This is a genomic window from Pseudonocardia sp. DR1-2, from assembly GCF_023717215.1.
Taxonomy (GTDB): Bacteria; Actinomycetota; Actinomycetes; order Mycobacteriales; family Pseudonocardiaceae; genus Pseudonocardia; species Pseudonocardia alni.
The window spans coordinates 907,688-921,339 of record NZ_JAMQOF010000001.1 but is presented as its reverse complement, the minus strand read 5'-3'; the positions used below and the strand labels follow the sequence as shown (position 1 = coordinate 921,339).

Sequence of the window (13,652 nt, the reverse complement as noted above, 5' to 3'; positions counted from 1 at the left end):
GGGCCGTGGTCGTGTCAGGGCCCGGGACGGACCAGCCCCGCCTCCTGGGCGGCGATCGCGGCCTGGGTGCGGGAGCGCAGGCCCAGCTTCGCGAGGACGCGCGAGACGTGCGTCTTCGTCGTCCCCTCCGAGATCATCAGCTCCGCGGACAGCTCCGCGTTGGACAGCCCGCGGCCCAGCCCAGCGAGCACGTCGGTCTCGCGTGCGGTGAGCCTCTCCAGCCCCGGCACCGACGACGGCCGCGGCGCCCCCGCGTAGCGGCGGATCACCCGCCGGGTCACCTCCGGCGCCAGCACGCCCTCGCCGCGGGCGACGGCCCGGACCCCGTCGGTGAGCCGGGCCGCGTCGACCGACTTGAGCAGGAACCCGCCGGCACCCGCCGCGAGCGCGCCGTCGACGAGCTCGTCGAGGTCGAACGTGGTCAGGACCAGGACCTGCGTGGCCCCCGCCGCGGTGCCGGCGCCCGTTCCGGTGGGCCTGCTCCCGGTGATCCGCCGGGTGGCCTCGATGCCGTCGATGCCGGGCATCCGGATGTCCATCAGCACCACGTCGGGCCGGTGCTCGGCGGCGGCCCGCACCGCGGCGAGCCCGTCGGCGACCTCGGCGACGACGTCGATGTCCGGTGCCGAGCCGAGGATCAGCACCAGCCCGGTGCGGACGGCCTCCTGGTCGTCGGCGACGACCACCCGGATGGTCACCGCCCCACCTCCTCGCCGGTGCCGGTGCCGGTGCCGGTGCCGGTGCGGATGTCCAGGGTCGGGTCCGAGGCCGGTGCCGGGCCCAGGGGCAGGTCGGCCCGGACCAGCCAGCCGTCGTGGTCGGGGCCCGCGTGCAGGGTGCCGCCGACGGCCCGGGCGCGCTCGCGCAGCCCGTCGAGCCCGGTGCCGCCGTGCAGCCCCGGGCCCGCCGCGGGACGCCGGCCGGGGCCGTTGCGCACCTCGACGAGCAGCCGGCTCGTCGAGTGGCACACCACGGACCCGGACGGGGCCGGGCCGCGTGCCTGGTGTGCCACTCGGCGCGGGGTGCCGTCGGTGCCGGGGGTGACGGCGAGGCGCACCGTCACGTCCGAGCCGGGCGCGTGCTTCGCCGCGTTGGTCAGCGACTCCTGCACGATCCGGTACCCGGCGAGGTCGACCGGGGCGGGCAGCGGGGCCGCACCGCGCCCGTCGCACAGGACGGGGGACAGACCGGCGGCGCGGGCCTCGCCGAGCAGGGTGTCGACCTCGGACAGCCGGGCGGGAGCCCCGGGCGGGTCGGCGGTGTCGCCGTCGCGCAGCAGCCCGATCATCGTGCGCATCTCCCCGAGCGCGGCGACGCCGGAGGACCGCACCGTCCCCAGCACCCGCCGGACCAGCGCGGGGTCGGCGCCGGGCTGCAGTGCCGCCTCGGACTGCAGCGCGATCGCCGACAGCCGCCCGGCGACGACGTCGTGCAGGTCGCGGGCCATCCGGGCACGTTCCGCGGCGACGGCGGCGTCCCGCTCCCGGGCCGCCGTCCGCTCCGCCGCGACGGCCCGTTCCCGCTCGACCGCCGCCAGGTCCCGGAACCGGCGCACCTCCAGCCCCCAGACCAGCGGGAGCCCGACCACCAGCGTCAGGTTGAGCACGGCGTAGGTGCCGGTGCGGGTGCCCGCCACGAGCAGCGCGGCGACACCGAGGACGGTGGCGACCCCACCGGCGGCGACGGCCACCGCACGCGCGGTGCGCCGTGGCGGGAACACCACGGCGCAGTAGAGCAGGTCGGTGAACACGAGCACCGTCCCGATCTCGGTGCGGCCACCCAGGACGGGGCCCGCGACCAGGGCCGCCGTGCCGACCAGCAGGCCGGCGGGCACCCCGATCCGGCGCACCGCCGACGCGGCGCAGCCCAGCCCCATGACCAGCAGCGACGCCGTCGTCGCCCCGGTGTCCGCGCCCGCCCAGGCGATCCCGGCGTCGGGCAGCGCCCAGATCAGCAGCAGCCCGACCACGAACCACACCACGCCGGTACCGGCGTCCCGCAGCACCGAGGGTGCGCCGCCGTCGCGGTTCACCAGGTACGTGATCACACCCCATCCCAGCACGGCCGGCGCCCGCGCGGCGTCCGTCGAAGGTGGTACGCGCGGATCGGTCGCACGCCGGACGCGTCACCGCGGCCGGGTCGGCACGATCACCGGCCATGGGGGAGTCCTTGTTCGCCGAGCCGCTGCTGTGGCTGATCGTCGGTGCCGAGATCGGGTTCTGGGTGTTCCTGCTGGCCGGGCTGGGGGCGCGCTACGTGCTGCGCCGCCGGGGCCTGGGGGCGGTGCTGCTGCTGGGGGTGCCGCTGATGGACCTCGTGCTGGTCACCGCCTCGACGCTGGACCTGGCGACCGGCGGCGCACCGTCGCGGGTGCACGGGCTCGCCGCGCTCTACCTCGGGATCACCGTCGCGTTCGGGCACTCGCTGGTGCGGTGGGCCGACGTCCGGGTCGCCCACCGCTTCGCGGGCGGCCCGGCACCGGTGCGCCCGCCCCGGGGCGGGGTCGCCCGGACGCGGTACGAGTGGCGCGAGTACGGCAAGGTCGTCGCCGCCTGGGTCGTCACGGCGGCGGTGCTGGTCCTGCTGTCGGTGGCCGGCGGCCGCGCGTTCCCGGCGCCGGGCGCCTGGCCGGAGGACCCGATGTGGTCCTGGCTCGCGACGGCGTCGCTGGTCGCCGGGATCTGGTTCGTCGTGGGCCCGCTGTGGGCGACCGTCTTCCCCGGCAGCGGGGACCGGGAGCGCACCGGTGTCCGGTGACCGCCTCACCGCCCCGGACGTGCTCCGTGGCCTCGCGATCGCCGGGACCTTCGCGACGAACGTCTGGGTGTTCGCCGACCCGCGCGGGCCGGGCGCGGTGTTCGCCGGCTTCGCCGGGGGCTGGTGGCTCGACACCGTGCTCCGCGCCGTCGCGAACGGGAAGTTCCTCGCGCTGCTCACGCTGCTGTTCGGGATCGGGATGGAGCTGCAGTACCGCTCCGCGGCGCGTCGCGGCCTGCGGTGGCCGGGCCGCCACCTCGCCCGCGCCGCGATCCTGTTCACCGAGGGACTGCTGCACTACGTGCTGGTCTTCGAGTTCGACGTGCTGATGGGCTACGCGATCGCCTCGGTGCTCGTCGCGTGGCTGGTGGGGCGGTCGTCGCGGGTGCGGGTGGCGGCCGCCGGCGTCGCCGGGGCGGTCACGGTGCTGCTGGTGGGTGGTGCGACCGCCGCGACGGCCGGGAGCACCGGCGCCGGCGTGCCGCTCCCGCCGTACCCGGCGACCTGGACCGGGCAGGTGGCCGCACGGCTGGCCGACCCGCTGCTGTACCGGGTCGAGCTCGTGCTGATCGTCCCGTCGGCGGTGGTGCTGTTCCTGGCCGGGTCCGCGCTGCTGCGCGCCGGGCTGTTCGACGCCGGTGCGACCACCCTGCGCCGACGGCTGATCGGCAGCGGCGTCGCCGGCGCGCTGCTCACGGTGTTCACCACGCTCGGCGGTGACCCGTGGTTCCTCGTCGAGCGCTACCTGGTCGCCCCGCTGGTCGCGCTGGGGCTGCTCGGCCTGGTCCCGGAGGTCCTGGCCCGGCTGCGCGGCCCGGCCGGTCCGGTGCGGCGCGGGCTCATCGCGCTCGGCCGGACCGCGATGAGCTGCTACGTCGGCCAGAACGTCGTGTCCGCGGTGCTGTTCGGCGCCTGGGGGCTCGGCGTGGCCGGGGCGCTCGCCGGTGTCGCGGCGCCGCTGCGGACCGGGGCGGTGGTCGGGGTGTGGGTCCTCGTCGTCGCCGGGTCGGCCGCGACGGCGGGGTGGTGGCTGCGCCGCCACGACCGCGGGCCGCTGGAGGCCCTCACCCACGCCCTGCTCAGAGGTCGATCACCAGCCAGCCGCCGTGGTGCTCGGACACCGTGAACGGATGGCCGGTGCGCTCCCCGATCCGGGTCAGGACGCGCTCGTCGAAGACCCGGACGTGACCCCAGGCGGGGTTCGGCTCGTCCTCGAACGGGACGGCGACGACCACCCGTCGCCGGGCCAGGCGCAGCATCTCGCCGACGACCTCGTCGCCGTCGGACTCGGACAGGTGCTCGACGAGGTGCACGGCGAACACGGTGTCCGCGCAGCCGTCGGGCAGGGCGACGGCACGCGCGTCGGCGACGTGGGTCTCGACGTCGGCGCCGAGCTGCGGCGCCATCCGGGTCAGCAGGTCGACGGTGCCGCCGGTCAGGTCGGTGGCGGTGACGCGGTGGCCGTCGCGGGCCAGCTGCAGCGACAGGAAGCCGAAGCAGCAGCCGAGCTCCAGCACCTCCTCGCCCAGCACGAGGGAGCGGGCGCGGGCGTGCACCGGGGCCATCTCGGCGTTGGTGCCGCCGGGCTCGGGCTCACCGGCCAGCGCGTCGAGGGTGTTGCGGTAGAAGGCGAGCCACGCGTCGTCCGGGAGGTCGGGGTCCTTCGCGGCGCTCGCGACGCAGGCGACGAACGCCTCCTCGAAACGCTCGGCCGGCAGGATCCCGGGCTGCACCAGGGTGCGGTCCAGCCAGCCGGCGAGGTCGTTGGAGAGCCGGTCGGTTCCGATCATGGATCGCTCCTGTGCGTGCGGGGGCCCGCTCCACGCTAGGCGGTCGCGGGCACGCCGCACCACGTCCGACGGCCGGGTCCCTCCCCGTCCGGACGGTGGGGGTGGGCCCCGGTGCCGGTCGGGATGCTCAGGCGCCCTGGGCGGCGAGCAGCCGGGCCTTCAGCGCAGCGTCCTTGTTGACCGGGTCGTGGGCGCCGTCCGGGACGGTCCCCGCGGCGACGGCGATCGCGTTCATGGTGCCGACCATCCGGCACAGGTGGGCGATGCGGCGCTCGTCGGCGTCGACGGGCGGGGCGCCGTCGAGCAGGGCCAGGGTGCGGTCCACCCAGATCACCTCGGCGTGCATCCCGGCCTCCTCGAGCACACCGCGCAGCCGCAGCCCGATCTCGCGGCGGGACAGCCCGCTCCAGCTCTCGAGGGTGCGGGCGTCGAGCGGGAACAGCAGGTCCCGGTCGCGCAGGTGGATCAGTTCCAGGGCGTGCGCACGACCGTAGGCGCAGTACGTGCACCCGTTCACCAGGGAGATCGTGAGCCCGGCGAGGTGGGTGCGCACGGGGCCCAGCACGCGCAGGGTGACCAGGAAGCGCGGGAAGTTGACCGCGAACCAGCGCAGCGCGGGCCCGCTGCCCATCGTGGCGACCATCGCCGGGATCACGCCCGGCGTGTAGCCCCACAGCGCGGTGCACACGCGACCGACGATCCGGAGGACCGCTCCGCCACTGTCCGACATCCGGCCCTCCTTCCCGAAGGGGACGCCCGATCGTACTCCGGGCCGCCCCTGCGGCGGCACGAAATCGGCCGATCGGCCCAGCCGGGGTCATCGGTGCGGCGGGCGGCGGCCCGGTGGGGCGGATAGCGTCCGGTCATGGCTTCCGTACCCGCCGTCGTGGCGCCCCGACCGCTGCCCGTCGACGACCCCGAGTGCCTCGTCGACGCCGAGATCGAGGTCGGTGCGCCCGGCCCGCACGACCTGCTCGTCGACGTCCGCGCCGTCTCGGTGAACCCGGTGGACGGCAAGGTCCGCTCGTCGTTCGACGCGGCCGACGGGCCGAAGGTCCTCGGCTTCGACGCCGCGGGCGTCGTCGTCGAGGTGGGCGACCGGGTGCAGGGGTACGCCCCCGGCGACGAGGTCTACTACGCCGGCGCGATCGACCGGCCCGGCAGCAACGCCCACCGCCAGCTCGTCGACTCCCGCATCGTCGGGCGCAAGCCGTCGACCCTGGACTTCGCCGCCGCGGCCGCGCTGCCGCTGACCTCGATCACCGCGTGGGAGTGCCTGCACGACCACCTGCGCGTCACCGCCGACACCACCGGGACGCTGCTCGTCGTGTCCGCCGCGGGCGGGGTCGGGTCGATGGTCCTGCAGCTCGGCCGGCGCACCGGGCTGACGCTGGTCGGCACCGCCTCCCGCACGGAGTCCGCGGACTGGGCGCGGCAGATGGGTGCGCACGCGGTCGCCGACCACCACGACCTCGTCGGCACGGTGCGCGAGGTCGCCCCGGACGGCGTGCAGTACGTGTTCTCGCCGGTGTCGGCGGGCAACGTCGAGGCCTACGCGGAGCTGATGACCCCGCGCGGGATCGTCGTCGCCATCGACGAGCCGGAGGGCCTGGACACGCTCCCGCTGAAGACGAAGTCGCAGGCCTGGCACTGGGAGCTGATGTTCACCCGGCCGCTGTCGGAACCGGGCTCGACGGTGCAGCGGGAGATCCTGGACGAGGTGTCCCGGCTCGTGGACGCAGGCGAGCTGCGGACCACCGAGACGCGGCGCCTGCAGGGGCTGACCGCGGCGTCGCTGCGGGAGGCGCACCGGCTCATCGAGTCCGGCGGCACCGTCGGGAAGATCGTGGTCGAGCGCTGACCCGAGGTGTCGCACGAACGGGCCGTTCGTACGAAAGGTTCGTGCGAACGGCCCGCTCGTGCGCACCGGGAGACGTGGGCCGGGGTCAGCGGCCGATCAGCTCGCCGGCCATCTCGTTCGTGGTCGCCTCGAAACCGGACAGGTCCCGGACCACGCGGACGCGGTCGCAGTACTCGGCGTAGGCGGGCAGGTCGCAGCGGCCGAGCCCCCACGAGTACCGCGGCTCCGGGGTCAGCCAGATCGTCTCCCGGGCCCGGCGGGTGATCTCGACGAACGCCTCCATGTTGGGGTCGTTGCCGTTCCCGCGGCCGTCGCCGAGCACCAGCACCGTCGTCCGGCGGGTGACCGCCGAGCCGTGGTCCTCCAGGAACTGGCCGAAGGCCAGGCCGTAGTTGGAGTTGGCGTCGACGTCGAGCTGGTCGCCCCCGAAGATCAGCCCGAGGGCGTGCTCGACGGGGTGGTCGGCGAACAGGTCGGTCACCTCGACCAGGTCGGCCACGAACGCGAACGAGCGCACCTGGCCGAACAGGTCCTGCAGACCGTGCACCAGGTGCAGGGTGAACCGCGCGGTGGCCCGGACCGACAGCGACACGTCGGCCAGCACCACCAGGCGCGGCTTGTCCTCCTGGCGCTGCACGGTGACCGGGGAGAACGGGACGCCGTCGTAGCGCATGTTCTTGCGCATGGTGCGGGCCGAGTCGATGCGGCCCCGCGGCGAGACCCGTCTGCGGTGGGTCAGCGCGCCGTGCAGCGACTTCGCGAGCCGCCGCAACGAGTCCTCCAGCTGCATGCGCTCGGTCTCGCTTGCCCGGTCGACCTCGGCGACCCGTTCCGCGTCGTCGTGGCCCTCGACGATGCGCTGTTCGATCGCGAGCAGCTTCTCCAGGTGCGCCTTGAGCAGCTCCGGGAGGTTGTCGAGCACCCCGGCCAGGCGCCGGCGCAGCGCGGCGGCGTCGTCCTCGGTGCCCTGCTCCTCGTCGGAGAGCCGGTCCTCCTCGGAGTTCAGCCAGCCCAGCAGCGCGTCCTGCTGGGCGACCGAGAGGTCGGCGTCGACCTTGGTGCCCTGCTGCTGGGAGATGTCACCGGGTTGACCGCCGCCGGAGAACCGGTCGGTCTCGATCTGGACGCGCTGGCCGTCGGTGATGTCGTTGGCCTGCTCCTTGGACAGCACGATCTCGTCCGTCATCGAGGCCATGTCGATCTTGTTGGCCTCCTGGTGCAGGTTGTACTGCTCGGCCAGGTCCTCCGGGTCGAAGAACTCCTTGATGTCGACCGGGGCGCCGTGGTCGTGACCCTCCTGAGGGGTCTCCGACGGCTCCTCGGACAGCGTGAAGTTCTCCAGCGGGGTGTCGTCGGACAGATCGCCGTGGCCGTGGCCGTGCCCGTGGCCGGTGTCCGCCTCGCCCACCCTGACCAGGGCGAAGAACAGGTCGAAGACCTCGTCGAAGGTCGCCTCGTCACGCCGGTCCTTGATCAGCGCGATGCGCAGCGCCTCCTTGAGCACCGCCTTGTCGGACAGCACCCCGGGCTGGGCGGCGCAGGCCATCGCGTCGAGCGCCTCGGACACCGAGATGCGCACCGACCGGATCCGCAGCAGCCGGACGAAACGGTGGATGCTCGCTTCCACTCCGGGCCCCGATCAGACCGGGCGCTTGCGGGAGCCGCCGAAGGAACGGGTGCCCTGGCCGGGCGAGACCTTCCGGATCGCCGACGGCGGCGGCGCGACCCCGCCGGGCAGGCCGCCGTAGATGCCGCCGTGCCGTCCCGCCTGGTCCTTCGCGGCCCGCTTGGCGCGGCCGTCGACGTCGCCGTCGTCGTGGTCGTCGTCCACGCGGGCGGCCGGAGCACTCGGGGTCCGGGCCGAGGGCTCGCCGTGGTCGTGGTCCCCGTCGTGGCCGTGCCCGTGGCCGTGCCCGTGTCCGTGGCCGTGCTCGGGGACCACGGCGTTCGGGTCGACCAGCCGCGGCAGGGCGTCCAGGGCCTTCTTGACGTCCTTGTCGTACTTGACGACGACGGACACGGTGTCGGACAGGATCTGCGAGTTCAGCTCGTCGACCCCCAGCACGGCCAGGGTGCGGGCCCAGTCGATGGTCTCCGAGATCGACGGCGACTTGCGCAGCTCCAGCTCGCGCAGCCCGCGCACGACGTTGACGAGTTCCTCGGCCAGCTGGTCCGACAGCCCGGTCTTCTTCGACTTGACGATCTCCAGCTCGCGGGAGGCCGACGGGTAGTCGAGGAACAGGTGCAGGCAGCGGCGCTTGAGCGCGGCGGCGAGGTCGCGGGTGTTGTTCGAGGTCAGCAGCACGTACGGGCGCTGCTCGGCGACGAAGGTGCCGATCTCGGGCACGGAGATCTGGAACTCGCCCAGTGTCTCCAGCAGGACGGCCTCCAGTGCCTCGTCGGCGCGGTCGACCTCGTCGATCAGCAGCACGACGGGCTGTTCGGAGCGGATGGCTTCCAGCAGCGGGCGCGGCGCGAGGAAGCGCTCGGAGAAGAACACGCTCTCCTGGGACCCGATGCGGTCGACCGCGGAGGCGAGGTCGGGGGCGTCCTCGACGAGCTGCCCGATCTTCTCGCGGAGGATCTGGGTGTACATGAGCTGCTTGCCGTAGTCCCACTCGTACAGGGCCTTGGTCTCGTCCTGGCCCTCGTAGCACTGCAGGCGCAGCAGCCGGCGCCCGGTGGCGACGGCGAGCATCTTCGCCAGCTCGGTCTTGCCGACCCCGGCGGGCCCCTCCAGCAGCAGCGGCTTGTCCAGCCGGGTCAGCAGGAACACCGTCGTGGCCAGGCGGGTGTCGGCGATGTAGCCCTGCTCCCGCAGGGTCTCGATCACCTGGTCGACGGACTCGAACGGACCGGTCGAGGCGACGGCGTCCGCCGCCTCGGTCACAGTGGGGACGACAGCCTCGGACACGCGGATATCTCCTTCGCGGGCCGCACCGGCTCTGGTGCGGAGAAGAGCGGGGCCGCAGCCAGCGGGCCCACCCACCCGAGTATCACCTCGGATGGCTGGGCCCGCTGGTGCGACGGTGGACGTACTGACCTGCGGATCAGGTCAGCAGGTCGTCCAGGTCACCGTTGATGGAGTGGTCGACGACCGGGCGGACGGTCTCGAACGTGCACTCCTTCGGGTTGCCCGGGGTGCAGGCGTCGCCGAGGACGTGGTTGGTGATCCGGTCGACGTCGGCCGCGTCACCGACGATGGTGGGCGCGTTCTCGTAGAACTTGGTCGGGCCGATGCCCAGCCGGTTCTTCGAGTAGGTGTCCTGCTTGACGTCGGCGAACTTCTCCGGGATGCCCACGTCGCGCAGCAGCCGGATGGAGGCGGCGAGCGCGGCGTCGGCGGCCTGCGGCTTGGTCATGCCGCGGGTGTCGACCCCCATCGCCTCGGCGATGTCGGCGAAGCGCTCGTACACGACCGGCATGTTGAACGCCCACACGCGGGGCAGCGCGATGGCGTTGTTCAGGCCGTGGTGGGTGTCGTAGAACGCCGACACCGCGTGGCTGATCGAGTGGATGATGCCGAGACCACCGGAGTTGAACGCCTGGGCGGCGATGTACTGCGCGTACATCATGCCCTCGCGGCCGGAGAGCTCCTGGCCGTTCCAGACGGCCTTGCGCAGGTTCTGCGAGGTCAGCTTGATCGCGTGCAGCGCGTTGCCCAGCGACGGCTGGAAGTCCAGCCGCGAGACGTAGGGCTCCGAGGCGTGCGCGAGCACGTCGAACCCGCACTGCGCGGTGTAGTCGATCGGGCAGTCGTAGTAGAGCACCGGGTCGTCGATCGCCAGGGTGGTGACCGAGGCGTCGTCGAACGCGACGTACTTGTGCGGGTTGTCGGGGTCGGTCGTGGTGTCGGTGATGACGTAGGCCCACGAGGTCTCCGAGCCGGTGCCGGCCGTGGTGGAGACCGCGATGTGCGGCGGGTTGGCCGGGTTCTCGGACTTGTTGAAGCCCTCGAACTCGTTGACGTTGCGGCCGTCGTGCGCGACCGAGATGCGCGCGCCCTTGCAGGCGTCGTGCGAGGAGCCGCCGCCGATGGAGACGAACGAGTCGCAGTTGTTCTGCTGGTAGAGGCCCACAGCGTCCATGACGTTGTAGTCCTTGGGGTTCGACTCGACCTTGTCGTACAGCACGACCTCGAGGCCGTGGTACTTCATCGACTCGACGATCTTGTGGACGATGTCGGTGCCCCGCAGGCCCGACGTCATGACCAGGGTCTTCTTGAAGCCCAGCTTCAGGGCCTCCGGGCCGATGAGCTCGTGCGACCCCGGACCCATGAGCGCACGGGGGAACGGGTGGAACTCCTTGATGGGGAACGGCTTGAGCAGCTCGTCTACCTGCATGTCAGCCCTTTCTGAGGCAGGTGGATGGGTCGAGACCGCACGCTATGACCCCTGTGGCCGCGGGCACAGGGGTGATCGCCATTACCCCTCGGGAGACCGGGCAGGTTCCCCCTCCGAACGGAGGGGCGCAGGGTGAGGTCGCCCTCGACCCGGTCGCCGGGGAGGACGTGGCAGTAATGCCAATGTATGGCAACAGGGATCGTTCGGCAACAGTTCGCCCGGCCGGTCCGGGGTAGTGTCGGCTCGCCGACGGTTCGTGCCGGCCCGACGACGGGGCGTCACGAGGCAAGAGGGAACCCGGTGGGAATCCGGGACTGCCCCGCAGCGGTGAACGGGAACGACCGCCGTCAACAGCACTGGGAGTGATCCCGGGAAGCGACGGCCAGTAGGTCTGCGCAGTGCGCCCGTGAGTCCGAAGACCTGCCGCCGGTGCGTGCGCCGTCCGGCGTGCGCGGATCCGTGGCCTCGCGGGAGGGCCGGGCGGACGACCGGGCACCGTCGTGCCCGGCGGTCGCAGGCGCCCCGTGCCGGCGACGGGTCCTCCACCGCACTCGCGAGGAGAGAGGGCCGTGAGCATTCCTTCCAGCAGCACCATCGGCAGCACCGTCCTGGGGTACCCCCGGATCGGACCGGACCGGGAGCTCAAGCGGGCGACCGAGGCGTACTGGGCCGGGCGGACCGACGCGTCCGCACTGCGCGACGTCGCCGCCGGGCTGCGCCGCGACACCTGGACCGGGCTGCGTGACGCCGGGCTCGGCTCGGTGCCGGGCAACACGTTCTCGTTCTACGACCACGTCGGAGACACCGCGCTGGCGGTCGGGGCGGTGCCGGAGCGCTTCGCCGGCGTCACCGACCCGCTGGAGCGGCTGTTCGCGATGGCCCGCGGCCGCACCGGCGCCCCCGCCTGCGAGATGACCAAGTGGTTCGACACGAACTACCACTACCTGGTCCCCGAGGTCGGCCCGGACACCCGGCTCGCGCCGGGCAGCCGCAAGGCCCTCGACGAGTTCCGCGAGGCCCTGCGCTGCGGGATCACCACCCGTCCGGTGCTGGTCGGGCCGGTGACCTTCCTGCTGCTGTCCAAGCCGGCCGGCGGTGCACCGGAGGGCTTCCGCCCGCTGCACCTGCTCGGGCCGCTCGTCGAGGTCTACCGCGACCTGCTCGCCGAGCTCGCCGAGGCGGGCGCGGAGTGGGTGCAGCTCGACGAGCCCGCCTTCGCCGCCGACCGGACGCCGGAGGAGGTCACGGCGCTGCGCCGGGCCTACGACCGGCTCGCCTCGGCGACCCGGCGGCCCAAGATCCTCGTCGCGTCGTACTTCGGGGAGCTGGGACCCGCCCTGCCCGCGCTCGCCGCCACGGCCGTCGAGGGGCTGGCGCTCGATCTCGTCGCGGGGGCCGCCGACCTCGATTCCCTCGACCCGGCGGTCCCGGGGCTGGACCGGAAGGTGGTGCTGGCCGGCGTCGTCGACGGGCGCAACGTGTGGCGCACCGACCTGGACCGGGCGCTGGCGACGGCGCAGCGGCTGGTCGGCGTCGCGGGGCGGGTCGAGGTCTCGACGTCGTGCTCGTTGCTGCACGTCCCCTACGACCTGACCGCGGAGACGGCCCTGCCCGGCGACGTCGTCGACATGCTGGCGTTCGCCCGGCAGAAGGTCGCCGAGGTCGTGCTGCTCGGGCGGGCCCTGCACGAGGGCCCCGACGCGGTCGCCGCGGACCTCGACGCCGCACGGGCCGTCCGGGAGCGGGTCGCCGCCACCGCGCGCCGCGACGAGCGGGTGCGGTCCCGGCTCGACGCGCTCGGCCCCGACCACTACCGGCGCGGTCCCGGCGACGTCCGGGCGAAGGTCCAGCGCGAGGCGCTCGGCCTGCCCGTCGTCCCCACGACGACGATCGGCTCCTTCCCGCAGACCGCGCAGATCCGGCGCGACCGGGCCGCGCACCGCTCCGGCACGATCGACACCGGCACCTACACCGAACGGATGCGCCAGGAGATCGTCCGCGTGGTGCGGCTGCAGGAGGACATCGGGCTCGACGTCCTGGTGCACGGTGAGCCCGAGCGCAACGACATGGTCCAGTACTTCGCCGAGAACCTCGACGGCTTCGCCACCACCGACCACGGCTGGGTGCAGTCCTACGGCTCGCGGTGCGTGCGCCCGCCGATCCTGCACTCGGACGTGTCCCGGCCCCGGCCGATCACGGTGGAGTGGGCGCGGTTCGCCCAGTCGCTGTCCGACGCGCTGGTCAAGGGGATGCTGACCGGCCCGGTGACGATCCTGGCCTGGTCGTTCGTGCGTGACGACCAGCCCCTGGGTGACACCGCCCGGCAGGTGGGGCTGGCCCTGCGCGACGAGGCACTCGACCTGGAGGCCGCCGGGATCCGGATCATCCAGGTCGACGAGCCCGCACTGCGGGAGCTGCTGCCCCTGCACGAGCGGGACCGGCCCGCGTACCTGGACTGGGCGGTGGACGCGTTCCGGCTGGCCGTCGGCGCCGTCACCGACGCCACCCAGATCCACACCCACCTCTGCTACTCCGAGTTCGGTGAGGTGGTGGGGGCGATCGACGGGCTCGACGCCGACGTCACCACCGTCGAGGCGGCCCGGTCGCGGATGGAGGTGCTGGCCGACCTCGGGCCGGGTGTCCCGCGCGGGCTCGGCCCGGGCGTCTACGACGTCCACTCGCCCGAGGTGCCCGGCACCGACGAGCTGGTCGACCAGCTCGGTGCGGCGCTGCGCCACATCGGACCGGACCGGCTGTGGGCCAACCCGGACTGCGGGCTGAAGACCCGCGGTGAGGCGGAGACGGTGGCGGCCCTGACCAACCTGGTCGCCGCGGCCCGCCGGGTCCGGGACTCGGCGACGACCGGCTGACCCCGTGTCGCGACGCCCCGCGGCTCCCCGG

The 13,652-nt window shown here is 73.7% G+C and carries 11 protein-coding genes and 1 riboswitch; of the genes, 4 read left to right on the top strand and 7 right to left on the bottom strand.

Annotated features, from left to right (window positions below; all coding sequences use genetic code 11):
- Positions 1-14: 14 nt before the first annotated feature.
- Together ND486_RS04280 and ND486_RS29550 are read right to left on the bottom strand one after the other, a co-directional pair.
- Positions 15-698: a response regulator transcription factor gene (locus ND486_RS04280; RefSeq protein ID WP_251782919.1), complete on the bottom strand. Its 684-nt coding sequence runs from the start codon at positions 696-698 to the stop codon at positions 15-17.
- Entirely contained in the window at positions 695-2,047 is a 1,353-nt protein-coding gene (locus ND486_RS29550; protein ID WP_251782918.1) for a histidine kinase, read from the bottom strand. The genes ND486_RS04280 and ND486_RS29550 overlap by 4 nt, the downstream gene beginning before the upstream one ends.
- 110 nt (positions 2,048-2,157) lie before the next feature.
- On the opposite strand from ND486_RS29550, the gene ND486_RS04270 reads away from it, so the two are divergent.
- Both ND486_RS04270 and ND486_RS04265 read left to right on the top strand, forming a co-directional pair.
- A complete protein-coding gene (locus tag ND486_RS04270) occupies positions 2,158-2,757 on the top strand; it encodes a hypothetical protein (protein WP_251782917.1) in 600 nt (199 codons plus the stop codon).
- Positions 2,747-3,883 (top strand): DUF418 domain-containing protein, encoded by a 1,137-nt coding sequence (locus tag ND486_RS04265; protein WP_251782916.1) that lies wholly within the window; start codon positions 2,747-2,749, stop codon positions 3,881-3,883. The genes ND486_RS04270 and ND486_RS04265 overlap by 11 nt, the downstream gene beginning before the upstream one ends.
- Here ND486_RS04265 and mftM read toward each other — a convergent pair.
- On the bottom strand, positions 3,837-4,547 hold the full coding sequence (gene mftM / locus ND486_RS04260) for a mycofactocin oligosaccharide methyltransferase MftM (RefSeq protein ID WP_208818864.1): 711 nt from the start codon (positions 4,545-4,547) through the stop codon (positions 3,837-3,839). The two genes, ND486_RS04265 and mftM, sit on opposite strands and share 47 nt — an antisense overlap.
- A gap of 127 nt (positions 4,548-4,674) precedes the next feature.
- A complete protein-coding gene (locus ND486_RS04255; protein WP_251782915.1) occupies positions 4,675-5,277 on the bottom strand; it encodes a hypothetical protein in 603 nt (200 codons plus the stop codon).
- A gap of 135 nt (positions 5,278-5,412) precedes the next feature.
- Here ND486_RS04255 and ND486_RS04250 point away from each other — a divergent pair, with 135 nt between their 5' ends.
- A complete protein-coding gene (locus ND486_RS04250; RefSeq protein WP_251782914.1) occupies positions 5,413-6,408 on the top strand; it encodes a zinc-binding alcohol dehydrogenase family protein in 996 nt (331 codons plus the stop codon).
- 85 nt (positions 6,409-6,493) lie between these two features.
- On the opposite strand, the gene ND486_RS04245 is transcribed toward ND486_RS04250, so the two are convergent.
- From ND486_RS04245 to mdo, 3 genes are all read right to left on the bottom strand, one after another.
- Positions 6,494-8,035 (bottom strand): VWA domain-containing protein, encoded by a 1,542-nt coding sequence (locus ND486_RS04245; RefSeq protein WP_224401329.1) that lies wholly within the window; start codon positions 8,033-8,035, stop codon positions 6,494-6,496.
- A gap of 12 nt (positions 8,036-8,047) precedes the next feature.
- Entirely contained in the window at positions 8,048-9,322 is a 1,275-nt protein-coding gene (locus ND486_RS04240) for a MoxR family ATPase (RefSeq protein ID WP_251782913.1), read from the bottom strand.
- A gap of 136 nt (positions 9,323-9,458) precedes the next feature.
- Entirely contained in the window at positions 9,459-10,751 is a 1,293-nt protein-coding gene (mdo, locus tag ND486_RS04235; protein WP_062398219.1) for an NDMA-dependent methanol dehydrogenase, read from the bottom strand.
- Positions 10,752-10,984: 233 nt separating this feature from the next.
- Positions 10,985-11,194: riboswitch (cobalamin riboswitch) on the top strand.
- A 126-nt stretch (positions 11,195-11,320) separates the two neighbouring features.
- Between mdo and metE the strand changes: the two genes are divergently transcribed.
- On the top strand, positions 11,321-13,621 hold the full coding sequence (gene metE, locus ND486_RS04230; RefSeq protein ID WP_251782912.1) for a 5-methyltetrahydropteroyltriglutamate--homocysteine S-methyltransferase: 2,301 nt from the start codon (positions 11,321-11,323) through the stop codon (positions 13,619-13,621).
- Positions 13,622-13,652 lie beyond the last annotated feature (31 nt).

Excerpts from the sequence above, each read along its gene's own strand:
- ND486_RS04255 (WP_251782915.1), bottom strand. The coding sequence starts at position 5,277 with ATGTCGGACAGTGGCGGAGCGGTCCTCCGGATCGTCGGTCGCGTGTGC.
- ND486_RS04250 (WP_251782914.1), top strand. The coding sequence starts at position 5,413 with ATGGCTTCCGTACCCGCCGTCGTGGCGCCCCGACCGCTGCCCGTCGAC.
- mftM (WP_208818864.1), bottom strand. The coding sequence starts at position 4,547 with ATGATCGGAACCGACCGGCTCTCCAACGACCTCGCCGGCTGGCTGGAC.
- ND486_RS04270 (WP_251782917.1), top strand. The coding sequence starts at position 2,158 with ATGGGGGAGTCCTTGTTCGCCGAGCCGCTGCTGTGGCTGATCGTCGGT.
- mdo (WP_062398219.1), bottom strand. The coding sequence starts at position 10,751 with ATGCAGGTAGACGAGCTGCTCAAGCCGTTCCCCATCAAGGAGTTCCAC.